The sequence below is a fragment of the Synechococcus sp. BMK-MC-1 genome, assembly GCF_014279955.1.
GTDB lineage: Bacteria > Cyanobacteriota > Cyanobacteriia > PCC-6307 > Cyanobiaceae > Synechococcus_C.
Genome location: NZ_CP047939.1, coordinates 779,209 through 801,129, shown reverse-complemented (window position 1 = coordinate 801,129; position 21,921 = coordinate 779,209). Strand labels below are relative to the sequence as shown.

General features: G+C 61.8%; 18 protein-coding genes. 10 read left to right on the top strand and 8 right to left on the bottom strand.

What is annotated here, in order from left to right:
* The first annotated feature begins 5 nt into the window (after positions 1-5).
* Positions 6-2,123: a M3 family metallopeptidase gene (locus SynBMKMC1_RS04290; protein ID WP_186472821.1), complete on the top strand. Its 2,118-nt coding sequence runs from the start codon at positions 6-8 to the stop codon at positions 2,121-2,123.
* A gap of 18 nt (positions 2,124-2,141) precedes the next feature.
* Complete coding sequence (locus SynBMKMC1_RS04285; RefSeq protein WP_186472820.1) at positions 2,142-3,608, top strand: hypothetical protein; 1,467 nt, start codon at positions 2,142-2,144, stop codon at positions 3,606-3,608.
* Here the strand turns inward: SynBMKMC1_RS04285 and SynBMKMC1_RS04280 are convergent.
* From SynBMKMC1_RS04280 to SynBMKMC1_RS04245, 8 genes are all read right to left on the bottom strand, one after another.
* Positions 3,598-4,692, bottom strand: a complete 1,095-nt coding sequence (locus SynBMKMC1_RS04280; protein ID WP_186472819.1) for an alpha/beta hydrolase — start codon at positions 4,690-4,692, stop codon at positions 3,598-3,600. The genes SynBMKMC1_RS04285 and SynBMKMC1_RS04280 overlap by 11 nt on opposite strands.
* Positions 4,692-5,240, bottom strand: coding sequence for a hypothetical protein (locus SynBMKMC1_RS04275; protein ID WP_186472818.1), 549 nt, complete (start codon positions 5,238-5,240; stop codon positions 4,692-4,694). The genes SynBMKMC1_RS04280 and SynBMKMC1_RS04275 overlap by 1 nt, the downstream gene beginning before the upstream one ends.
* Positions 5,241-5,247: 7 nt before the next feature.
* On the bottom strand, positions 5,248-5,943 hold the full coding sequence (locus SynBMKMC1_RS04270) for a hypothetical protein (protein ID WP_186472817.1): 696 nt from the start codon (positions 5,941-5,943) through the stop codon (positions 5,248-5,250).
* A 68-nt stretch (positions 5,944-6,011) separates the two neighbouring features.
* Positions 6,012-6,632: a triacylglycerol lipase gene (locus SynBMKMC1_RS04265; protein WP_186472816.1), complete on the bottom strand. Its 621-nt coding sequence runs from the start codon at positions 6,630-6,632 to the stop codon at positions 6,012-6,014.
* Between the two features lies 1 nt (position 6,633).
* Positions 6,634-7,023 carry a dihydroneopterin aldolase gene (gene folB / locus SynBMKMC1_RS04260; RefSeq protein ID WP_186472815.1) on the bottom strand — a complete coding sequence of 130 codons (390 nt, stop codon included), beginning with the start codon at positions 7,021-7,023 and terminating at the stop codon, positions 6,634-6,636.
* Positions 7,023-8,330: a glutamate-5-semialdehyde dehydrogenase gene (locus tag SynBMKMC1_RS04255; protein WP_011932673.1), complete on the bottom strand. Its 1,308-nt coding sequence runs from the start codon at positions 8,328-8,330 to the stop codon at positions 7,023-7,025. Before SynBMKMC1_RS04255 ends, folB begins: the two co-directional genes overlap by 1 nt.
* A 70-nt stretch (positions 8,331-8,400) precedes the next feature.
* Positions 8,401-9,291 carry an ROK family protein gene (locus tag SynBMKMC1_RS04250; protein ID WP_011932672.1) on the bottom strand — a complete coding sequence of 297 codons (891 nt, stop codon included), beginning with the start codon at positions 9,289-9,291 and terminating at the stop codon, positions 8,401-8,403.
* 3 nt (positions 9,292-9,294) lie between these two features.
* Positions 9,295-13,725 (bottom strand): translocation/assembly module TamB domain-containing protein, encoded by a 4,431-nt coding sequence (locus SynBMKMC1_RS04245; protein ID WP_186472814.1) that lies wholly within the window; start codon positions 13,723-13,725, stop codon positions 9,295-9,297.
* A 64-nt stretch (positions 13,726-13,789) separates the two neighbouring features.
* Here SynBMKMC1_RS04245 and SynBMKMC1_RS04240 point away from each other — a divergent pair, with 64 nt between their 5' ends.
* The 8 genes from SynBMKMC1_RS04240 (at position 13,790) to SynBMKMC1_RS04205 (ending at position 21,909) form a co-directional block, all read left to right on the top strand.
* Positions 13,790-14,233, top strand: coding sequence for a Ycf51 family protein (locus tag SynBMKMC1_RS04240; protein WP_011932670.1), 444 nt, complete (start codon positions 13,790-13,792; stop codon positions 14,231-14,233).
* Entirely contained in the window at positions 14,230-14,634 is a 405-nt protein-coding gene (locus tag SynBMKMC1_RS04235) for a DUF4332 domain-containing protein (RefSeq protein ID WP_011932669.1), read from the top strand. Before SynBMKMC1_RS04240 ends, SynBMKMC1_RS04235 begins: the two co-directional genes overlap by 4 nt.
* A 120-nt stretch (positions 14,635-14,754) precedes the next feature.
* Entirely contained in the window at positions 14,755-15,000 is a 246-nt protein-coding gene (locus SynBMKMC1_RS04230) for a hypothetical protein (protein ID WP_011932668.1), read from the top strand.
* Entirely contained in the window at positions 14,990-16,594 is a 1,605-nt protein-coding gene (locus tag SynBMKMC1_RS04225) for a CocE/NonD family hydrolase (protein ID WP_186472813.1), read from the top strand. Before SynBMKMC1_RS04230 ends, SynBMKMC1_RS04225 begins: the two co-directional genes overlap by 11 nt.
* 23 nt (positions 16,595-16,617) lie before the next feature.
* Positions 16,618-17,364 (top strand): DUF3887 domain-containing protein, encoded by a 747-nt coding sequence (locus tag SynBMKMC1_RS04220; protein ID WP_186472812.1) that lies wholly within the window; start codon positions 16,618-16,620, stop codon positions 17,362-17,364.
* Positions 17,365-17,442: 78 nt separating this feature from the next.
* Positions 17,443-19,728: a 1,4-alpha-glucan branching protein GlgB gene (gene glgB / locus SynBMKMC1_RS04215; RefSeq protein WP_186472811.1), complete on the top strand. Its 2,286-nt coding sequence runs from the start codon at positions 17,443-17,445 to the stop codon at positions 19,726-19,728.
* A 119-nt stretch (positions 19,729-19,847) separates the two neighbouring features.
* A complete protein-coding gene (gene hemE, locus SynBMKMC1_RS04210) occupies positions 19,848-20,906 on the top strand; it encodes a uroporphyrinogen decarboxylase (RefSeq protein ID WP_186472810.1) in 1,059 nt (352 codons plus the stop codon).
* Between the two features lie 10 nt (positions 20,907-20,916).
* A complete protein-coding gene (locus tag SynBMKMC1_RS04205; RefSeq protein ID WP_186472809.1) occupies positions 20,917-21,909 on the top strand; it encodes an NAD(P)-dependent oxidoreductase in 993 nt (330 codons plus the stop codon).
* Positions 21,910-21,921 lie beyond the last annotated feature (12 nt).

Genomic DNA, 21,921 nt, shown 5'->3' with positions numbered 1-21,921 from the left:
CATCCATGCCCCCATCGGAACTGCTGCGTTGCGAGGGACTCCCCCGGTTCGACGCCATCGATGCCGAACAGGTGGATCAACAGATCCCCGCCCTTCTGGCAAATCTCTCTGAGAGATTCACTGCCCTGGAAGATCAGCTTCGGGCTCGGATCTCCAAACCAGGCAGCCCTCCCCTGAGCTGGGACGAACTCATGCCCCCCTTCCATGCGCTGGGGGAACGCTTGCGCTGGAGCTGGGGTGTGGTGACGCACCTCACCGCCGTTCGCAACACACCGGAGTTGCGTGAAGCCCACGCCCGCCAACAACCTGATGTGGTGCGCTTCAGCAACAGGGTTGGACAGAGCGTGGTGCTGCACCAGGCTCTGCGTTCCTTGCTTGCGCAAGACACCCACACGCTCGATGCAACCCAGACGCGCATTCTCGAAACCGAATTGCTGTCGATGCAACATCGCGGTGTGGGTCTGCAAGGAGACGAGCAGCAAGCCTTCAACCGCACCAGCGAGCGTCTGGCCGCCCTCTCCACCAGTTTCAGCAATCACGTTCTCGACGCCACCCAGCAATGGAGCCTCGTCGTGCACGACCGGGATCAACTGCAGGGAGTTCCCGAACGCGTGCTGGAGACTCTGGCCGTTGCTGCAGCCACTGCAGGTGAGCGCAGCGCATCCGGTGCCGAGCCCACCGCCGCCGACGGCCCGTGGCGACTCGGACTGGACATGCCGAGCTACCTCCCGATCCTCACCCATGCCGAGGACCGCACGCTTCGCGAAACGCTCTACAAGGCCTACGTGAGCCGGGCGAGCCAGGGTGATCTCGACAATGGCCCCCTCATCGAGGAAATCCTTGCTTTACGCCAGGAGCAGGCCAAGCGTCTGGGCTACTCGAACTGGGCCGAACTCAGCTTGGCCTCCAAGATGGCCGATGGGGTCGATGCAGTGGAAACCCTTCTGGAAGAACTCAGAGCTGCAGCCCTTCCTGTGGCTGAACAGGAGCTCAAGGAACTGAACCAACTCGCAGCCCGCCGTGGTGTCAGCGAGACCCTGGCGCCATGGGATGTGAGCTATTGGGCTGAACAACTACGCAGGGAGCGCTTCGATCTCGATCAAGAAGCTCTGAGGCCATGGTTTCCCCTCCCCCAGGTGCTCAACGGCCTGTTCAGCCTCTGCGAGCGCCTGTTTGCGATTCGCATCGAAGCCGCCGATGGAGACGCGCCGATCTGGCATGAAGACGTTCGGTTCTTCCGCGTTCTCGACCGCAGCGGCGAGGCGCTGGCTGGTTTCTATCTGGATCCTTTCAGTCGGCCGGCCAGCAAGCGCGGCGGGGCCTGGATGGATGAGTGCCTCAACCGCAAACAGCAAGCGAACGGTGACCTCACCCTGCCGGTGGCCTATCTGATCTGCAATCAGACCCCACCCTCAGGGGACACCCCCAGCCTCATGAGCTTCGAAGAGGTGGAGACCCTCTTCCACGAATTCGGGCATGGCCTGCAGCACATGCTCACAACGGTGGACCATCCCCAGGCCGCAGGCATCAACAACGTGGAGTGGGACGCCGTGGAACTCCCCAGTCAGTTCATGGAGAACTGGTGCTTCGACCGCCGAACACTGATGGGCATGGCCCGGCACTGGACAACCGGTGAACCGTTGCCGGAGGCGGATTACAACAAGCTCTGCAGCAGCCGCACTTTCATGCAGGGCAGTGGCACGCTGCGCCAGATCCACTTCGCACTCACGGATCTGCGCCTGCACAGCCAATGGTCCCCCGAGCTCGGATTGAGCCCAGATGCATTCCGGCGCCAGATCGCCGAATCAACCACCGTGCTGCCGCCGATCGCAACCGATCGCTTTCTCTGCGCCTTCGGCCATATTTTTGCTGGGGGTTACGCAGCGGGCTATTACTCCTACAAGTGGGCGGAAGTTCTCAGTGCGGATGCTTTCTCTGCGTTTGAAGAGGTTGGTCTGGAGCAGGATGATGCTGTGGCAGCCACCGGCGAGCGCTTCCGGAACACGATCCTCAGCCTGGGAGGAAGCCTGCGTCCAGCAGAGATCTACCGGCAGTTCCGAGGTCGAGATGCCAGCAGCGCGGCGCTCATTCGCCATTCGGGGCTGGCAGCCACGACAAGCTGATCCAATGGGGTCGCTGCCATGGCTGATGACCTTCTGAAACTGAGTGACAGCTGGGGGCATTCCCAGGGAGATGGCACAGACATCGCGCCTTTGGTCCCATTCGAGCAAGCTCTCGAATCCAGCTGCCTGCGCCGGAATATCAGCCGCGACGACTTTCTCAAGTCAACCCTGACCCAGCTGAATCATCAGCGGCTCATCCCCCTGCTCTTCATGCTGCCCAGACGCTGGCGACTGCAGCCGGCGGCCCTGCCGCAATCCCTACGCAACCTGGGAAGTGTGCTGGAACATGGATTGCTGAGTCCGCTGCTTCTCGCAGCTCTCGCCGATGATCTCCAGCATCTGATCGCCCACGAGGGCAAGAGGCAACCAACCAAAAAGAATGCCATGGATCGCTGGTGCCAGCGCTCCATTGATCTCGACGATGGCAGCTCACGGTTGTTGCCCACCAACCTGATCGCCCTGCAGTCCATCTCGAGCCCGGACAGCGCACCCCCATCTCCAGGAGCAGGAGCCCTTGCCCGCGTGGCGAAGGGATTCAGTGCAGAGCTGCAGTGGAGCAACGAAGGCCTGCCGTTTTTGCAACCAGAGAATGCCCGTTTGCGAAACCGTGCGCTCGCCCAGGTTCTCAATGTGCTGGGAAGCAACCGTTTGCCGCCACCGCCAGGCTCCTCGGAGCCATTCCGCTTTGAAAGCTGCGATCGCAGCTCCGCGTTGATCACCCATCTGATCGCAGGGGGATGGCAGTGCAGAGCCCGCTTCCGGGCCAGCGTCGCCAGCTTCGGGCTGGGAGCCAGCACCCGCGACGGTGATCAGTGGTCACAAATTCCCTTGGCCGTGCCGTACCGCACAGGTCTTTGCGATTCCCAGGGAGAGGAACGCCGAGCTCTCCTCCCCCACTGCTCCCTTGAGATGGAGCTGCAACCCGACCACGGGGAACCCTTCCTGCTTCAGTACTACCAGGGAACGGAAGGATTGAACGGCTGGGCCGCTCTCAATGATCTCAATCGCCCCTGGCAGAACGACCGCAGCAATGGAACGGTGGCCTACCCAGGGCCAGAGCTCACCGGCGAGACCCTCAGCGCTGCCCTGGATCTCTGCGACCTGATGGGTGCTGTGCATAACAGTGCAGCCCAACAAAACCGACTGGTCATTGGCGGCTACGGCGCGCTGGGCTACTGCATCGATTCCACGGCCATGCTGGAGGTGGCCGTGCGCCAAACAACGCACTTGTTCCCCCTAACCCTGGGTGGTCTTTGGCGTCAACGCCTCGACGATCAGCTCAATCAGCTCCTGGAGAACGGACTGAAGGCCAGTGCTGAAATGGTGGAGCGCTACAGGCAGAGCCTGGACACCACACCTCAGGATCTGTTCGTCAACCGCAACTCCGTCAACGACGCGAACCGGCGCCTGCTCGCCAGTCAGCCTCCCCACAGTCCATTCGCCCTGGTGAGATCCCTGAATGGGGAAAGCACCGCTAAACCTTGAGCGCAGAGCGCTCTAGCTCACGGCAAACAGCAGCGACCACCGCGCTGCGGAACGTGATGGAAAACGGTCCTGAGGAGCCGTTATGGCTCATCCCCTCAATGGGGTAGCGATGAAGCGGATGAAGCCGCTGCCATCGATTCCAGTTGGACAGAAACAGACATGGAAGGCGACCTGGGTAGGCAATGCGTCCCAGAGCGGCAACCGGATCCCGGCTTCCCACCACCATCGCCACATTGTTGATGGTGTCCAGGGCGCCATTGCCACTGAACACCCCACACACAGTGATCACTTGAACAGGCACGCGGCATAACTGTTGCAGGATCTCAGCAGTGCCGATGGCCATCTCCCCCCCTCCGCTGTAACCAAGAAGCACAACCCGGGACGCCCGACTGGGATGGAACCCCATCAATCCAAGACGGCGGGCGATCTTGAGCGCCAGCTCGTAATTCATCACCGGCCCGTAGCGACGATCCGATGAAATCCCCACCTTGATCACATTGTTGGCCTGCACGCAGATGGCACAGATCAAGCGCACCACTGCGTTGGGATGATGCTCCTGAAGCGAGAAGAGACGCTGCCAGAACCATCCGGCAAACACAGTGGAGCGCAATCCAACGTTGGTGATCGTGTAAGCCTCGATGCCCTTCACGAGCAGCGTGTCTTCAGCAATCGCTGCCTCGAGACATTCCAGGAACTCCGACACTTTGGGCGGATGACATTCCTCACTTTGATGAATCCCATCGAGATACACGAGGTAATGACGATGGGTCGAGGCTTGGCTGGTCTCCTGTGAAAACAGACGGGATGGATCGGGAAGACCACGCATCCAACCCTCCCAGAAGACGAAGTCCGCCATCACGGAATACACCCCCACCAAAGCAATCACGACCACCAGCACAGAGCCGGTCCAGACCAAAAGCTCCAGCAGAGATTCAGGTTGAAGAAGATCCTCAGCATCACGACGCACGGCCGCCAGCCCAAGCAGGCCAAGCACGGCAACGCTCACCAGAACGGCTATGAGACAGCGGCGGGCGAAACGCAGACGGCTGCGTTGGTGTTGGATGACCGCGGACGAAACTGCCATCACTGCAACAGAGCCGTCACTTCACGGGCCAGGGTGTCGTAACTCCTGCGCCAGCGTTGCGCAAATAAGAGACCCACCAGCACGAGAGCCACGACGTAACCAGGCAAGGCCACGAGCAGTCCCGTCTGAAAGGGGATGCCGTACACGGCCTGCAGCAGCACCAGCACGTTGAGGTGAATCCAGGCCAGAAGGCCAACGGCGAGCACATCACTGACGTAGGGAGCTGCCACCAGCACATACAGCAGCCCAGGCCAGAGGGCAGCACCCATGCGGTTGGCAAAGGTGATGGGTTGCAAAGGGATCCCTTCAAACACCATCAACATCACGCTGTGACAGAGGATGCAGAGCAGAAACGCCAGGCTGAGAACAAGCGCATCAACAACCATGTGCATCAGGATCTGAGGGGGCGTCAGCCTGTTCGCCAGCAGGGCAAAACCATGGGATGCCGACATCGAGATCCCCACACCGATCAGGAGACCAACGCCGGAATCCATGGCCAGCAGCAACTGAGCCATGGAGTCCAACCCGGTGATCAATTGGTCAACCATGGGGCCTTCAAGCCCGACGAAACTGAGGGCGGTTGACGATCCAGATCACCATGATCGACAACACAGCGCAGTAGAAGCACCACACCGAATTGAACGTGGCGCTGTACGTGAGCCAGGTGAGCACGATCGACACGAAGATCAACACACCGAACAGCTTGACCGCCTTATCGCTCAATGCGATCAGTGGCAAAACAATGAATCCCCAATACAGCAACTCTCCCACCGGTTCTGTATTAATGAAATTGTGAACGATGCTGTTCAAGTTCGAGACGTCATAGAGGAGCCGTCCGTTGCTTTCAACCGCAGGCTGGAGAGCTGGAGGATTGAAGAGAACCGGCAGATAGAAGGCAATCCCCAGAACCGTGGCCACGATGGCCACCCATTTGAGCCGTCGTTGAAGGCCAATGGAGTCGGTGGTACGGCTGATCGACCAGGCGCTCCATGGAATCCAGATCATCCAGAAGCAATAGGCAAAAAAGAGGAATCCCAAGCCTGCGAGGGTGCCAAGAGGTTCCAGATTGCCGTTGTCAATCGCCGTCCATTCCAGACCTTCCACCAGCTGCTGCACGCCGAAAAAGAAAGGCACCAGCGCCAAAGGCTTGTAATCCGCCCGTTCGTGCCTGGAGGCCAGATGATTGGAATACAGGCCCAGGGGAATGAGCACAGCTGAGGCGGTGAAACTTGCCGAAGCCGAAAAACACATGCGCGGCGACTGGTCGACGACACCCAAGTGTGACCTCGCGAACAAAAAGTGTCATCAGTCGCTGACCATTAGTCACCCCGAAGGGTCTGCAGAAGCACATCCAGTGAACGGGGATGGGCGATCAGCTGCTGATGGGTCAGCACAGGAATGCCCCGCGCCGTTCCAACGGGAAGACGGGCCTGCCATCCAGGCACCACCATCAGATCCCAGCGGCAGAAATAACTCACACAATCGAGATCAGCCAATGGCGAGAGATCGGCATTCAGGGAACGCAACAGGGCACTGCCGCATTTCATATCAGCCAGCCCAGCCAACAACCAGCGAGGGATCCACTGGGCTGTGAGCGTGCCTTGCTGTGGGCTGCCCACACTGATGAAGCGATGGGTTCTCCGGGCTCCACCCAACTGCTGCAGCCACACCCGACCGATGATGCCCCCCATCGAAAAACCCAGAAGATCAACCGACGCGTCATCGCCGAAGCGTTGGCGGATGTGATCGTCCAACTGTTCCGCAAGCGTGACGAGGGGAACAGCACCCAAGCGATGGGGAAGATGGGGCACGAGCAGCGGCCACTCGTCGGCATCCAGTCGGCGAACCAACCGATTGAACAGACGGGGTGAATCCCAGAGCCCGTGAACAAGAATGAGCGGGCGCCGCGCAGGCGCCGGCGCATTGACCGAGGAGGTCATGTCAGGACGGCCGGTTGCGCCAGCGTTCAACGCTCACCGTACCGGTGAATCCAGCGATGGGAGGGGAACATTTGCGCAGACGCAGATGCATCGGCAAGGGTCCATACAGGTGCTCCAAAACCGCGAAGACCCGTTCACTGAAGTGTTCGATCGTCTGGCAACGAATCTCAGCGGCAAGCCCCTGCAGTGCAGTCACAGCCAGGCTGTAGTCAGCGGTGGCCTCGAGTGCATCCGCCGCTGCGGCACTGGAGAGATCCAGATGCAACGCAAGATCCAGACAAAACCATTGCCCATCCCTGCGTTCATGCTCCAGCACACCCACATGGGCCCAGAGGCGCAGATCATCGATGCGAATCACATCCAGAGCGTGGAGAGCGGTCAAAGCAGACATCACAACGACAGATCGTTGTGCGTGAAGCGGCTGGCACCGGAGGCATAGTCGGCGGCGACATGGCCATCACCGCGCAAGCGATAGCGATAGGTCACCAGACCCTCCAAACCAACTGGACCGCGGGGCGGGAGCGTCTGGGTGCTGATGCCGACCTCGGCGCCGAACCCGTAGCGGAAACCATCCGCGAAACGGGTGGAGCAGTTGTGATACACACCAGCGCTGTCGATGGAGCTCAGGAAGCGGTCGGCAGCGGCTGCATCCTCCGTAACGATGCATTCGGTGTGACGCGAACCGAAACGGCGGATGTGATCAGCGGCTGCGGCCAGATCATCCACCACCTTCACCGCCAGGGTCAGATCGAGGTACTCGGTGCGCCAGTCAGCCTCCGTCGCCGATTCAGGCACCCCCAGCGCGACGCTGGCAGCATCGCCACGCAGCACCACCCCCGCGTCGCGGAACGCCGGGATGGCAGCAGACAGGAAGGAGGCGGCCACAGAGCGATGCACCAGCAGGGTCTCAATGGCGTTGCATGCCGCCGGGTACTGGGTCTTGCTGTCCAGCGCCACCCGAACGGCCTTGTCCAAATCCGCCGCCGCGTCCACGTAGAGATGGCAGATTCCATCGGCGTGACCCAGCACAGGAATGCGGGTGTTGTCCTGAATGAAACGAACCAGTTCGTTGCTGCCTCGGGGAATGATCAGATCAACCAGACCATCCAGCTTCAACAGAGCCAGGCTCTCCTGACGGGTGGTCAACAGAGCGAGTGCATCGGGTGAGACAGCACTGGAAGCCAACCCGGCCTTGAGAGCCTCCATCACCGCTTCGTTGGTGCAGCGGGCTTCACTGCCCCCTTTGAGCAGGGCGCCATTCCCAGAGCGAATGGCCAAAGAGGCGATCTGAATCACGGCGTCTGGACGCGCCTCGAAGATCACGCCCAGCACCCCAAGAGGCACGGTCACCCTCTCGAGAGTGAGGCCTTGATCCAGTTCACGGTGCAGGTCACGCCGGCCGAGAGGGTCCTTCAGGCTGGCCACCTTGCGGACGCCATCGATCGCCCCCTCAAGCTTGGCGGCATCCAGCTTGAGCCGGGCCAGCAATGCGGGCGCCAGCCCCTCGGAGGCCGAGCGATCCAGATCTTCGCGATTGGCGGCCACAAGGGCATCGGAGCGCTCAGCCAGGGCGTCAGCCATGGCTTGCAGAGCCTGCATTCGCTGACCATCGTCAGCCATCCCCAGATCCACCGCGGCCCGACGCACGGCGCCAGCCCGTTGCAGCAGCTCAGGGGACGGCTCTGGGACTTCGTTCATGCCTGAGGCGACGTTCAACGAAGGCCATCATCAACGCCGAGGGGCTGGCGGAGTCAACCGGGGCCTGACTTCAGCGCAAGCGCTGCAAAGCGAGCCGAGCTGCGCCGAGACGACCGGCTCCATTTCCCAGGGCACAGGCTTCGATGCGCAGTCCCTCCCTGGAAACGGCCTGCACCCGCTGAGCCACCTCCTGGCGCACCGCGGGAAGGAAGTGGGGACTGGCTCCAGCCAGCCCTCCGCCCACCAGCACGCGTTGTGGTGTGAACACGTACACCAGCGATGTGATGCCGATCCCCAGCAGGCGGCCGTATTCAGCCCAGATCGCCAGAGCCTCAGCATCCCCGCGCGACGCCGCTTCAGCGAGAAGGGCTGGCGCCTTGGCGCTGAGACGCCCCAGACCACTGATGCTGGCGAATTGTTCGAGCGACCCTTGATTGCCGCTGTTGCAGGGAGGCCCATCCGGGTCGAGGGTGATCAAACCAGGCTCTGCAGCGGCACCGTTGTGGCCCGTGAACAACGTGCCCCCGAGCATCACCCCCCCGCCAACCCCCGTTCCCAAGGTGAGAAGCACCACATCCTGACAACCTCGAGCAGCCCCCTTCCAGGCCTCTCCCACGAGGGCGCAGTTGCCGTCATTGGCCAACGTGACCCTGCGCTTGAGGCGTGGCTCCAGCCACGCAGCCAGGGGAACCTCCTCCCATCCAGGCAGATTGATGCACACCCTCGCCACCCGGGCCGCTGCATCCATCGGTCCAGGCAGCCCAATCCCCACCCGTTCGGCCGTCCTCTGCGGATCGAGCGTGTCGATGGCCTCCACCAGTTCCATGCACACGGATCCGGGTGTTGCCGGTTGCGGCGTGGGTCGCTGGAGTTCAGCCAGCAAGGTGCCATCCAGGCTGAACAGGCCGAGCTTGAGAGCGGTTCCACCGATATCAACTCCCAGAACACACGGCTCAGCCATGAATCAGAAGCGCAGAAACACCTGAAGTTGAGACTGCCACGTGCCCTGCGTATCCACGGAAGCGGACACACTCGTTCTGGAGTTGATTTGGTAGGTCAAGGTGCCCTGGCTGGGGATGTCGTTGCGGTCGGGAGCAGCCAACACGGAGAAATCGAAGCGATCGGTGAGCGCCACACCCACGTCCGTGACCAAGGCGAGCTGGGGAGGCACCTGCCCAGACGTGCGTTCCTGATTGCTTTGCACCGTTGGGGTCACGTACGTGGGATAGAGGGCGAACTGCAAGCGTTGATTGAAGGCATCCGTCAAGGTGCCGAGCACGGGCGACAGCAGCGACTGGCCGAGCACCGCCGCCAGAGCCGCACCAGCACCAGCGCCGGAGAGGCCGGCCAGGGAGTTGCCGCCGATCAAGCCCAGCAATTCCGCCTGGGGCAGCGGAGGAGAACTGCGCAGTGTGATGGCATCAGCCAAACGATCCGCTGGCCCAGCGGCAGTGAGCATCACCTTGATCAGACGCAACTGGCCACCACCGCCGAGAGTGCCGAGGCCATTGGTATCGAACACGGAGCTGGAGACTGAGTTGCTCCCGGTCCCCAGGTTCACACTGTCGGAAACCCTGCTGGTCATGGCCACATCCACGTAGGGGATCAGACCGAGAGATGGGGTGAAGACCGCCACATTGGGTGCGCGACGATCCAGATTGAACGTCGTTGTGAACATCGACAGCCGCCCGGTGAGCAGCTGCACCACACCGCGGAGCTGCAGGCTGGGGTCCAGGGCACCATTCAGCGTCAACAGTCCGGCCGTGGTGAAGTTCGCGAGCGGCTGCACCTCCACTCTGAGCTTGGGACCAAGCCTGAGCCGCAGATCATTGAATCCCAGGAAGGGAAGGTTTGGCAGCGACGCCTTCAGCGCACGGCTGCTGTTCGCCTCGATGTTGGGCCCCAGCAAAACCAGCGGTTCTTCAAAGTTCCATTGCTGCTCGAGCAGGGCATCCGCCGACACAATCTGCCCACCACCGCCCTTGACCGGCGTTGTGGCCAGAACCTTGGATGCCGCCCTGTTCTTGGGACGCACCAACATCGAGCGCGTTGGCCGGATCGCGCCATCACTGACCTCCAGACTGCCGCCCACATCAGGCTTCACCAAGGCCCCCGTGATCGTGAGATCGGCACCAACCTGAACGTCTGCAATCGGCAGCTTGATCCGCGCCTTCTCCAATTGCAGTCGCAACGGCTTGGCCTCAGGGGCGGGGCGGAGCAGAGCCAGGGAGCCACTGCCTTTGAGCTCACCGCCTGAACCGACGCGTCCCGTCAGCGACTGAACCTCCAACCGGTCGAAATCGAACACGACCGACCCGTTCACCTGGGAGAGCGCTTGGTCCTGAGCCGTGAACGAGGCATTTTTCAGCAGCACATAGCCATTGGCTTCCGGGGCCGACAACGGTCCGCTGAGCAGGAGCCGCAGGTCGGCATCTCCCTTGGTCCAAGACACCAATCCCCCCGTGAAACCGGTGAGAAAACGCAGACCATCCCCGAGGCTGACAACCCTGACATCGAGCGGTTGATCGGAGCCCAGCGGGATGCGCCCGGTGACAGTGACAGGCTCAGCGGCCTGCTCCGCCAGAAGCGCCAGATCAAGCGTTAAGCCACCGTTTTCAAACAGCACCTGCCCGCGCTCGAGAGCGACCGGCTTGTCCCCAACCCGCGCATCCTCCAGCGCAAGATCGAGGCTGAGCTCGGGTGAAGCAGCGCCGAGCTTGTAACGGCCCGTGAATCCAACAGCGCCTTGAAGCGCCGGCGGCACAGGAGCCACGAGGGCGAGCAGGCTGAAGGGGAGATGTTCCAGGGAGAGACTGCCTTCCCCGCCCTGGATCGGGCCTTCGATTCGGGCGATGAAGGGTTTGACCTGCAGGGCGTAATCCTGGTCCTGTCCTTCGATCCAGAGATGGCCCCTGGCCTGGAGATCAAGATCGAGGCGACTGAGCCTGGGGCCTTTCACATCGATCACCGCATCCACCTGCCCTCTCAGATCCTTGAGATGCAAGGGATCGCGATCAGGGCTTGTTTGGGTCGCGTTCAGCAAAGCCTCCCGGGCGTCGCGAAGGGCCTGCAGCTGACCGTCAAGCGTTCCCCCAAAGGTGTTCACCAACAAGGTGCCCAGATCCGTGGCTGTCCCCATGGAGGCCGGCAGCTCTTCGTTGAGCTGGGGCAGGCTGAGCGCACTGGTGGTCAACCAACGGGCACTGAGTCCCCGTGCTTCCACATGGGCATCCAAGGCACCGTTCAGCCGACCGGTGGCGTCGAGCGTGATCTGGCCCGTGTCCGGTGGGAGCAGCTCACCGCTGAAGGCATAGCGACGATCCTCGTAACGACCGCTCAGCAGGATCTGACGCAGTTGGAGCCCCATCAGCCCCGGCCGGCTGATGCTCAGATCAGCCTCCATTGCCAATGGCTGCAGCCCTAGGGTCCCTTCTCCACTCAAGCGGCCATAGAGCCCCTCCCAGCGCTGCTTCGGAGGCAAGGCCAGCTCCACCCCGTCGATGGCGAGTCCCTTGGCCATCCAGCGGTAAGCCGCCGGTGTTCCAGTCATCTCCATGCGACCACCACGTCGGGTCAGAAGCACCCGACGTGGCAACCAGTTCGCTCCAAGGGTGGCTTCGAGGTCCCCCTGCACCACCGCACCAACGGAGGCCATGGTCAGAACGCCACCTCCTCCAGCCAGCCCCTCAAAGCGTCCGGTCCAGTTCTCGGCCAGGCGAATCGCGCCGGCACGGGGTTCATTCACAGCGATGCTGAGGTCAGGTCGAAGCGCCTCAAGCGGACCACGCACCCGACCGGATGCGCTGATTGATCCGTCCATCGCGGTGCCCAGCAGCGGACCGAGGCGCTTCAGCGGATAGCGATCCAGCTTTAGATCAGCCTGAAGATCTCCGAGTTGCAGGCCCTGCCCGCCAAGGGCGAGCGGAAGACGGGCCTGCGCTTGAAGGTCAGAACTGCGGAACTCCTCGACCCGCAGAAGACCGGTTGCGCGGCTCCAGCCAGCCTTCAGCGACCAGGCATCGAGAAGAGGATTGCTGGCCTGCGCGAGATCAAAACTGACAACGGGTTTCGCCGTTTCTCCTCGTAGCTTCAACAGCCCCTGCAGAGGCGCCTCCGCCCCCAGAAACTCAGGCACCAGCGGCAGTCGCTTCCAAGCCGGCCCGGCGAGAGTGAGCTGTTGGCTGGTCACGTCGAGCTGTGGATGAAGCGTCCCCTGCGCTTGCACCGCCACACCGGGTGCCTGCAGATCGAAACGCTCGAGCTGGGCCGTCCAGGCCTTGCGGTTGCGCCAATCGGCGCCCAGCTGAACAGCCAACTGCAAAGGCCCATCCAGAGCCACCGTTTCGGGCAGAGCCCAGCGCCCCTTGAGCTGAAGTTTTGGTTGATACCAATCGCCCAGCAAACGGAAGGCAACGGTCCTGTCCTTGCCAAGCTCCCTGAGGCCACCGCGTAAATCGAAGGCGCGATTCAGACGCACCTGACCACCAAGATCGGCGCGATAGTTCCCATAAACCCATGCACTGGTGGGAATCGTCAGCGCGTTGCCACGGCAGCTGACCTTCAGCTGCTTCGAGCGCAGGGTTTGATCCAGAGGTTCACCGCTCACCTCAACACCAACCAGGGACACCCCCCCGCTGCAATTCGCCTGTCCCTGCCTCCAGCCAAGGCGCAGATCTCCGCCCAGCTGTCCCCGCAGTTGCACAGGGAGTTGGGCGGGCAGAAGCCCCTGATAGCGCTCCAGCCGAATCCGCTCCAGTCGGGTGCTCAGTTGCAGTTCCGGGCGCACCCAACGGCCCCGCCCCTGGAGCGTGATCCGGCCACGATCCGGCAGTGCCACCTGCAGGGACACGTCGGCTCGATGCTCATCCAGGCGAACCGATGTTCTGCCTGCTGCACGGAGCGCCAGTCCAGCAGGTGCAATCTGCAATCGCGCTGAATCCGTGAGCCGGACATCCAGATCGAGGCGAGGCGGCTTGCCGCCCTTCGGCTGGGGACCCAGCACCCAGTACGCCCCTTGAGGATTGCGGCGCAGGTCGAGCTGGGCGCCCTTCACGCCCACAGTCACCACGGGCCGAAGCCGCTGCAAGCTGGCCAGAGGGTTCAGACCAACCGTCAGCTGCTGCACCGAGGCCGTGGACTGATCGCGGCGACCGCGCTGCACCTTGATCGGGCCAACCGTGATCCCGCGCAGGCTCAACCCCTGATAAGCGCCGATGCTCACCGGGTGTCCCAGGGGTTTGCCCACCTGTTCTTCAAGGTCCGGGCGCAGTCGCTCGAACACCGACGCAACGACGCGATCGGCAGCGATCCAAACAACACCACCACCGATCAGCGCGACTGCGAGCCTCTTGGCGATCACGGTGTGAGTTCGCCCCCCTGGACCGCTTCCGAGCATCAATCTCCGTCAATTGGCTGGAAGCCGTCGCAATATAAGGAGCACATCCTTGAGACACCACCCCATGCCCTTACCGGAGTTGCTGGATCAGTCGAGCGGCTGGCTGGCCTGGGGCGGAGCAGCGCTGTCAGCACTGACGATCGTGGCCTTCATCGCCCGCTGGGGACTGCGTTTCCGTCTGGTGGGAGTGAGCAGTTTCACCCTGTTGCTGGCCGCAAGCTGCTGGGCTTTTTCAGTGAGTTACACCCCCACCGTGAAGGTGGATGGAGCCCTTCGCGTTCCTGTGGTGTTCGACAACGGGGACGATCTCGTGGTGGCGCAGGCAGGCATTGATTTCCCCCCTGAGGCCGTGGCACCCACCCTCGAACAGCTCGCCAGCAATGTGCGACCTGGAGGGCGCAGCAGCGCCGTGGTCTCGGTGCGGCTGCGTCAATTGCAACCAGCGGGCGACGGCGCTTCGAAGCCCGTCGTTCTCGGGGAGCTCGAACGCAGCTTTGAGGCCGGATGAACGCCTCCGATCCACTCGAAGAGCTGCCACAGGGGTTGCGTGATGAACAGGCTCAGCTCCTGGCCTCAGGACTGAACACCTGGGGGGACGTTCAGAACCTGAGCGATCACCAGATCAGTCGCCTGGCCGCCTCAGGCAGGGCCTCCGCACGGAACCTCCGCCGTCTCAAAGGCATGGCTGATCTGGGATGCCGCCTCGATCTCGCTCCAGCGGATGCGGCCCTCCTGATGCATGCGGGTCTGGCCACAGTCGCCGCCGTGGCGGGTTCATCCCCCCCTGAGCTGGTCACCCGCACAGGGCGTTTAGAGCGGCAACTGCGCAGCGGGCGCCCACCGGTGGTTGACCTGGCTTTGGCAAAGACCTGGATCCTCAGAGCCAAGGAGAGGCAAAACACGAACTGACCGCCCCGGCAAGCAGGTCATGGTCTCACCCGTTTCAAATGAATCATGAACAAGGGCGGAGGTCCTATGCACTCCTTCCAAACGTTGGCACGAACGTTGGCTCGATTGAGCGCTGCCTCCATGGCGCTGGCGTTCACGATGGCCATGCCCAGCGCTGCACAGTCCACCCTTCTGGAGAGCGTCAAGCGCAATCCGAAGGAGGCCAAGGCCCTCTGCCGGCAATTCAAAGCCTTGAATGCCAAGGGTGAGTCGGCGCTGTCGGGTCAGGCCATCGGTCAGCTGGCCAGTCAGCGCAACCTCAGCACCACCGACGCTGAGATCCTGGCCACGTACGTGATCGGCCTTCACTGCCCCGATGTTCGTTGATCACACCCTGATCAGCGAGGACGGCATTGGGCTCGCATCCAGACTCTGGCGTCCTGATGGTGCCGGGCCATGGCCCTGGCTGTTGATGCGCCAACCCTATGGACGGGCCATCGCCTCCACCGTGACCTTGCCGCACCCTGATTGGTGGTGCCGCCATGGGTTCATGGTGATGGTGCAGGACGTTCGCGGGCAAGGAGACTCCGATGGGGTGTTCAAAGGATTCGGACAGGAAGCGCGCGATACGGCCACAACCCTGGAATGGGTTCGCAACCACCCCGATTGCAATGGTCGGATCGGTTTCTACGGCTTTTCTTATCAAGGCCTGACCCAGCTTCTGGCCCCGGAGGACTGTCCTCCGCCCGATTGCATGGCACCGGCGATGTGCGGGCTCGATGAGCGCAGCCACTGGAGCTGCGAGGGCGGTGCGCACTGGTGGCATCTCGGCCTGGGCTGGGGTCTGCAGCTGGCAGCACTGCAGGCCAGACGACGGGGTGATCAGCGTGGCTGGGCTGAGATCCGTGAAAGCCTTGAGAATGGTCGTTACCTGCGGGATGGCCCTGCACTGCTTGAACGCCATGATCCCGATGGCATGGCTCTGCGCTGGTTGAAGCAGCGTGCAGACCAAGCGCATGGCTGGATCCAGCATCAGAGCCCACGGTCCTGGTTGCGTCGTCCGCTGCTGCTGCTGGGCGGATGGTGGGATCCCCACCTGCGCGGCGTGCTCGATCTCGCCGCAAGGTCCCGGGCCGCAGGCGGACGTCCGGAACTGCACATCGGCCCCGCCACCCATCTGCAATGGTGGCCTCAGAGCAGTGCGCTGCTGCTCAACTTCTTTCAGCGCCATCTGCAAGACCATCCAGCGGTCGCGGATGCTGGGAGCCTGAGGCTCTGGGACCAGGGACGTGATCACTGGGTTGAAGGGCCCTGGACCCTGGCGGAGCCCGCCTCAGAAAATGCCGTTGGCTGGCACCTCGCCAGTGGCGGCCTGGCCTGCCTCGATCCCAACGATGGCCGTCTTCTCCCGTCGCCGGCAGGCTGCGGAGGAACCGTCACCGTTGTGCATGATCCTTGGCGTCCGGTCCAGGCCGTGGGTGGTCACCTGAGTCCATCAGCGGGACCCTGCGACCGCAGTTCCATCGACCAGCGCAGTGATGTTGCTCTCTTCACCAGTGCTCCACTGCCAGAAGCAATCGTGCTGAACGGCCGTCCGGTCTTGCGCTGTCAGGCGTCGGCGGATCAACCCGGATTCGATCTCAGCGTGACCCTGTCCAGACTCCCCGCGGGATCGACGACCACCCAGCAATTATCGACGGGTCATCGGCGCATTCTTGGAGACCGTGCAAAGCAGATCGAGGAACGCTGCGTTGAACTGCAGCCGCTGCTTGCGAGTTTTCAAGCAGGCGATCGCCTGCGCCTCTCCATTGCCGGTGCGGCGTGGCCTGCGGTGGGCGTGAATCCAGGCACGCTGGAGCATCCCTGCGGAGCACCGCATCCCGGCTGCCAGGTGATCAGCATCGCGTTGCATTTGGAGACAGCTCGGCTGCAGATGGAGTCTTTGCTGATGCTCCACAACGATGGAACTCCGGCAGACTGACGCCGAATGTTCGGATGATTGTTGTGAAGCTCACCTCCTGTCTTCTGGCTGCAGCCCTGGCCACCAGCACGGTTGAGCTGATCCCTGCCCCCTCCGTTCGCGCCGAGAGTCTCCTCAGCCAGGCCACCGAAGCACCCCGCACAGGCCTCAGCCCCCGCCAGGCCACCGAGGCCGCCACGGCGTTGCTTCAAGCCATCCAAACCAAAAATGCAGCAGGGATTTACGCCCTGCTCTCGTCGCCGCTGCAGGCCGCAACCACTGCGGAAGCCGTCGCCAAGCGTCTGGAATCCGCCCCAGGGATTGAAACGTTCCGCGTGGTGGCCGTGAACCCCGGCATGGACGACACCACGGTGGACACCGTTGCGATCACCAACGGTGGAACCCGGGAGGTTCCTCTGATGCTGGTGCTCGACGACGACGGCAAACTGCTCGCCTGGAAATGGGTCGGCACGATGCGCCCGATCGAGCAGACGGCACTCAATTTTGTGAAGGATCTGGATGCAGGCCGCTGGGTGGCGGCTCGCTATTACCTCGATCTCGATTTCCAGAAAGAGATTTCACCGGCCGATCTGCAACGCAAATGGACCAAGCTCGAAACTGTCCTCGGCGGTGTGAAGCGCATCAAAAGCGCGCTGGTGGCGAGCCAAGGGGGTGAGCAACAGCTCGTTTTGGTCACCATCGAATTCGGCACAGTCACCGACAACCTGTTCGTGATCTTCAACCGCCAGGGGCGAATCATCAACGTGGATTTCTCCGCGGATTTGGTCTGATCACCACCTCCGACGGATCGGTGCGCCGCATGTTGGGAATTTCGGCTTAAGCTCCCGGCCAACACGGCGTCCGAAGGCATGACCAACACTGTTCTCGAGTGGATGGTTGAGGACGCCCAGCGATTGGCCGAGTGCCGTCACGACCATCCCTTCGCCGTCCTCGGGCCCCAACCTCAGGAGGATGGCACCTGGGTTCTCCGCGCATGGATGCCTGAAGCGGAGGGTGTCACCTTGCTCCTGGGAGACCAAGAGATGGTGATGTCGACTCCCCACCATCCCTGGATCTTCGAAGCGTCCGTCGCCCATGACCCCGGATGCGCCTACCGCTTACGGGTGCACCGCGGAGGCATCACCCACGAACAGCACGACCCCTGGGCGTTTCGGCAGGACTGGATGGGCGAGATGGATCGCCATCTCTTCGCCGAAGGCAACCATCACCACATCTGGCGCCGCATGGGTGCCCATCACTGCGAGCGGGAAGGGATCCCGGGGGTGATGTTCTGCCTTTGGGCTCCGCATGCACGCAGTGTGAGTGTGATCGGCGATCTGAACTCCTGGGATGGCCGTCACCACCCCATGCAGCAGCGCCTGGGAGGAATCTGGGAGCTCTTCGTTCCCGGCCTGGCAGAGGGACATCTCTACAAGTATGAAATCCGCACCCAGGAGGGCCACTGCTATCAGAAGGCCGATCCCTACGGGTTCCAGCATGAGGTCCGTCCCGACACCAGTTCAGTGGTGAGCCACCTGGATGGCTTCCATTGGACTGACACGGACTGGATCCAGAAGCGCGACAGCAGCAACCCCCTCGATCAACCGATCGCGGTGTACGAGATGCACCTCGGCAGTTGGATCCACGCGGCCGCCGACGAGCCCTTCATCGAAGCCGATGGCACCCCCCGAGCTCCTGTTCCAGCCGCTGACCTCAAACCCGGTGCTCGGCTGCTCACCTATCCGGAGCTTGCCGATCGCCTGATTCCCTACGTGAAGGAGCGGGGCTTCACCCACATCGAGCTGATGCCGATCACCGAGCATCCCTTCGATGGCTCCTGGGGGTATCAGGTCACCGGTTGGTATGCGCCCACGAGCCGCTACGGCACACCTGATGAATTCCGTGCCTTTGTCGACCGCTGCCATGCCGAGGGCATCGGCGTGATCATCGATTGGGTCCCTGGCCACTTCCCGCGCGACAGCCATGGCCTCGCCTTCTTCGACGGTTGCCATCTCTATGAGCATGCCGACCCAAGAATTGGCGAACACAAAGAATGGGGGACGCTGATCTTCAATTACAGCCGCAATGAGGTTCGCAACTTTCTGGTTGCCAACCTGGTGTTCTGGTTCGATCAGTTCCACATCGATGGCATCCGTGTGGACGCTGTTGCATCGATGCTGTATCGCGACTATCTGCGCCCGGATGGCGAATGGCTCCCCAATGAACACGGCGGCAGGGAAAACACCGAAGCGGTGCAATTTCTGCAGCAAGCCAATCACGTGCTCTTCCAGCACTTCCCAGGAGCCCTCTCAATCGCCGAGGAATCCACCACATGGCCCATGGTCACGCAGCCCACGGACATCGGTGGCCTTGGCTTCAACCTGAAATGGAACATGGGTTGGATGCACGACATGCTCGATTATTTCGAGCTTGATCCCTGGTTCCGCCAGTTCCATCAGAACAACATCACATTTTCCATCTGGTACACCTACACGGAAAATTTCATGCTGGCCCTCAGCCACGATGAGGTGGTGCATGGCAAGAGCAATCTTCTGCACAAAATGCCTGGAGATGATTGGCAGAAATACGCCAACACCAGAGCACTACTGGCCTACATGTGGACGCACCCGGGCAAGAAAACCATCTTCATGGGAATGGAGTTTGGCCAGAGGGCTGAATGGAATGTTTGGGGAGATCTGCAATGGGATCTTCTCAACTACGAACCGCATCAAGGTGTCCAGCGCATGGTCGATGACCTCAATGGGCTGTACAAATCAGAGCCTGCCCTCTGGCGTGATGACTTTGATCAATACGGCTTCCAATGGATTGACTGCAACGACAACCGCCATTCCGTGATCAGCTTCATGCGCCGGGAAAGCACAAGCGGCACCTGGCTCGTGGTTGTGGCCAACTTCACGCCGCAAAGTCATTCTCACTATCGCGTCGGCGTTCCTCTGGCTGGGTACTACGAAGAGATCTTCAACACCGATGCCAGCAAATACGGTGGCAGCAACCTCGGCAACATGGGCGGAAAGCCCACTGAAGAGTGGGGGATCCACGGCTACGAAAACTCTCTCGACCTTTGCCTGCCGCCCTTGAGCCTGATGGTGTTCAAGCACGATCCCAAAAAGAGCCTCAATCCAGTTCAGGAGTGATCGGGTCTGCCATCCCGAGAAAGTTCTCCGCATATGACGAAGGCCCCGGGATGCATGCATCCCGGGGCTTTTTACATGCATCACTCAGGTAAGTTTCCGGCTACGCCGATAAAAGCTTGATGAGCGACACCCTGCCCTTGTTGCTGCGCGCAGCCCGCGGTGAGGCGGTGGAGCGTCCTCCCGTCTGGATGATGCGTCAGGCAGGGCGCTACATGAAGATCTACAGGGATCTCCGCGACCAATACCCCAGCTTCCGGGAACGCTCCGAAAACCCTGATCTCTCCTACGAGATCTCCATGCAGCCCTTCAACGCCTTCAAGCCCGACGGCGTGATCCTGTTCTCCGACATCCTCACGCCCCTGCCGGGCATGGGCATTGATTTCGACATCATCGAGAGCAAGGGCCCCCAGATCGGCGACCCGATCCGCACCATGGCCCAGGTGGATGCTCTGCATCCGTTGAACCCAGCTGAATCGATGCCTTTTGTGGGCGAAGTTCTCGGTCGTCTGCGTCAGAGCGTGGGCAATGAGGCCGCCGTGCTGGGCTTTGTTGGCGCTCCCTGGACGCTGGCCGCGTACGTGGTGGAGGGCAAGAGCAGCAAAAACTACGCCGTGATCAAGGCCATGGCCTTCCAGGAACCGGCGCTGCTGCACAAGCTGCTCGATCACTTCGCTGAATCGATTGCCCAGTACCTTCGCTATCAAATCGACTCCGGCGCCCAGGTGGTGCAGATGTTTGATTCCTGGGCCGGCCAGCTCAGCCCCGCGGATTACGACACCTTCGCGGCTCCTTATCAAAAGAAAGTGGTGGATCTGGTCAAGCAGACCCACCCCGACACCCCCTTCATCCTCTACATCTCTGGCAGTGCAGGGGTGCTCGAGCGCATGGCCACCACCGGGGTGGACATCATCTCTCTCGATTGGACCGTGGACATGGCCGAAGCCCTGGCCAGGCTGCCCGAGCACATCGGCGTGCAAGGCAACGTGGATCCCGGCCTGCTCTTTGGAACGCCCGAAGCGATCGAGGCCAGGATCGACGACTGCGTGCGCAAAGCCAGGGGCCGCAAGCACATCCTCAACCTCGGTCACGGAATCCTGCCTGGGACCCCTGAGGAGAACGGTGCATCCTTCTTCCGCTCCGGCAAGAGCGTGATGGACCGCATCGGCGCCCTCGCCTGAGCACCAGCCCATGCCTGCCCGCATCCTCATTACCGGCGCCAGCGGCTGCGTTGGTCAGTACACCGCCCATTGGCTGCTGCAGAACAGCGATGCGGATCTCCTCCTCTGGTTGCGGGATCCCTCCAAGCTCACGGCAATCCAGGCCAACAATCCCCGGGTGAGGCTGCTGGTAGGCGATCTGCGCGAAACCGACCACTTCGCCAGCGATCTGGCCACGGTCACCCGCGTGATTCACACCGCCACGGCCTGGGGGGATCCAGAGCGCGCCCATCAAGTGAATGTGGTGGCCGTGAAGCGGTTGCTGGCGCTGCTCAACCCAAATCTGATCGAACAGATCACATACTTTTCAACGGCGAGCATTCTGAATCGCCACCTCCAGCCACTCCCGGAAGCACTCGCTTACGGCACGGAATACATCCAAACCAAAGCGCAGTGCCTCAGCGATCTGGAACAGCATCCGCTGGCCGAGAAGATCGTGGCGGTGTTTCCAACGCTGGTGTTCGGCGGGCGAGTGGATGGCACCAGTCCCTTCCCCACCAGCTATCTCACAGAAGGTCTGGCGGAAGCGAGCAAGTGGCTCTGGCTGGCACGGTTTCTCAGGGCCGACGCCAGTTTCCATTTCATCCATGCAGCGGACATTGCCGCGATCTGCGGGCACCTGGCGGTCACCCCGCATCAGCGCAATGCCGAGCCAGGCCAGGGAGCGGTTCGACGCATCGTGATGGGACAGCCGGCCATCAGCGTGAATGAAGCCGTTGCCACCCTTTGCCGGTGGCGTGGCGTCGCCCGTACGCCGGGGATTCCACTTTGGCCCTGGTTGATTGAAACGCTGATCAAGATTCTCCCCATCGAGGTGAACGACTGGGACCGCTTCTCGATCAAACAGCGCCACTTCATCCACAACCCGGTCACCCAGCCCGAGCGCTTCGGCGGCACCAGCCATGCTGCAGATCTTGAAGCTGTGATTCAAGACTCGGGCTTACCCCATCGAGGTGGTGTCTAAAAACGCTTAAGA

Excerpts from the sequence above, each read along its gene's own strand:
- SynBMKMC1_RS04225 (WP_186472813.1), top strand. The coding sequence starts at position 14,990 with ATGTTCGTTGATCACACCCTGATCAGCGAGGACGGCATTGGGCTCGCA.
- SynBMKMC1_RS04270 (WP_186472817.1), bottom strand. The coding sequence starts at position 5,943 with ATGTGTTTTTCGGCTTCGGCAAGTTTCACCGCCTCAGCTGTGCTCATT.
- SynBMKMC1_RS04290 (WP_186472821.1), top strand. The coding sequence starts at position 6 with ATGCCCCCATCGGAACTGCTGCGTTGCGAGGGACTCCCCCGGTTCGAC.
- SynBMKMC1_RS04280 (WP_186472819.1), bottom strand. The coding sequence starts at position 4,692 with ATGGCAGTTTCGTCCGCGGTCATCCAACACCAACGCAGCCGTCTGCGT.
- SynBMKMC1_RS04235 (WP_011932669.1), top strand. The coding sequence starts at position 14,230 with ATGAACGCCTCCGATCCACTCGAAGAGCTGCCACAGGGGTTGCGTGAT.
- SynBMKMC1_RS04285 (WP_186472820.1), top strand. The coding sequence starts at position 2,142 with ATGGCTGATGACCTTCTGAAACTGAGTGACAGCTGGGGGCATTCCCAG.
- SynBMKMC1_RS04265 (WP_186472816.1), bottom strand. The coding sequence starts at position 6,632 with ATGACCTCCTCGGTCAATGCGCCGGCGCCTGCGCGGCGCCCGCTCATT.
- glgB (WP_186472811.1), top strand. The coding sequence starts at position 17,443 with ATGACCAACACTGTTCTCGAGTGGATGGTTGAGGACGCCCAGCGATTG.
- SynBMKMC1_RS04230 (WP_011932668.1), top strand. The coding sequence starts at position 14,755 with ATGGCGCTGGCGTTCACGATGGCCATGCCCAGCGCTGCACAGTCCACC.
- hemE (WP_186472810.1), top strand. The coding sequence starts at position 19,848 with ATGAGCGACACCCTGCCCTTGTTGCTGCGCGCAGCCCGCGGTGAGGCG.
- SynBMKMC1_RS04275 (WP_186472818.1), bottom strand. The coding sequence starts at position 5,240 with ATGGTTGACCAATTGATCACCGGGTTGGACTCCATGGCTCAGTTGCTG.
- SynBMKMC1_RS04250 (WP_011932672.1), bottom strand. The coding sequence starts at position 9,291 with ATGGCTGAGCCGTGTGTTCTGGGAGTTGATATCGGTGGAACCGCTCTC.
- SynBMKMC1_RS04245 (WP_186472814.1), bottom strand. The coding sequence starts at position 13,725 with ATGCTCGGAAGCGGTCCAGGGGGGCGAACTCACACCGTGATCGCCAAG.
- SynBMKMC1_RS04240 (WP_011932670.1), top strand. The coding sequence starts at position 13,790 with ATGCCCTTACCGGAGTTGCTGGATCAGTCGAGCGGCTGGCTGGCCTGG.
- SynBMKMC1_RS04255 (WP_011932673.1), bottom strand. The coding sequence starts at position 8,330 with ATGAACGAAGTCCCAGAGCCGTCCCCTGAGCTGCTGCAACGGGCTGGC.
- SynBMKMC1_RS04205 (WP_186472809.1), top strand. The coding sequence starts at position 20,917 with ATGCCTGCCCGCATCCTCATTACCGGCGCCAGCGGCTGCGTTGGTCAG.
- folB (WP_186472815.1), bottom strand. The coding sequence starts at position 7,023 with ATGTCTGCTTTGACCGCTCTCCACGCTCTGGATGTGATTCGCATCGAT.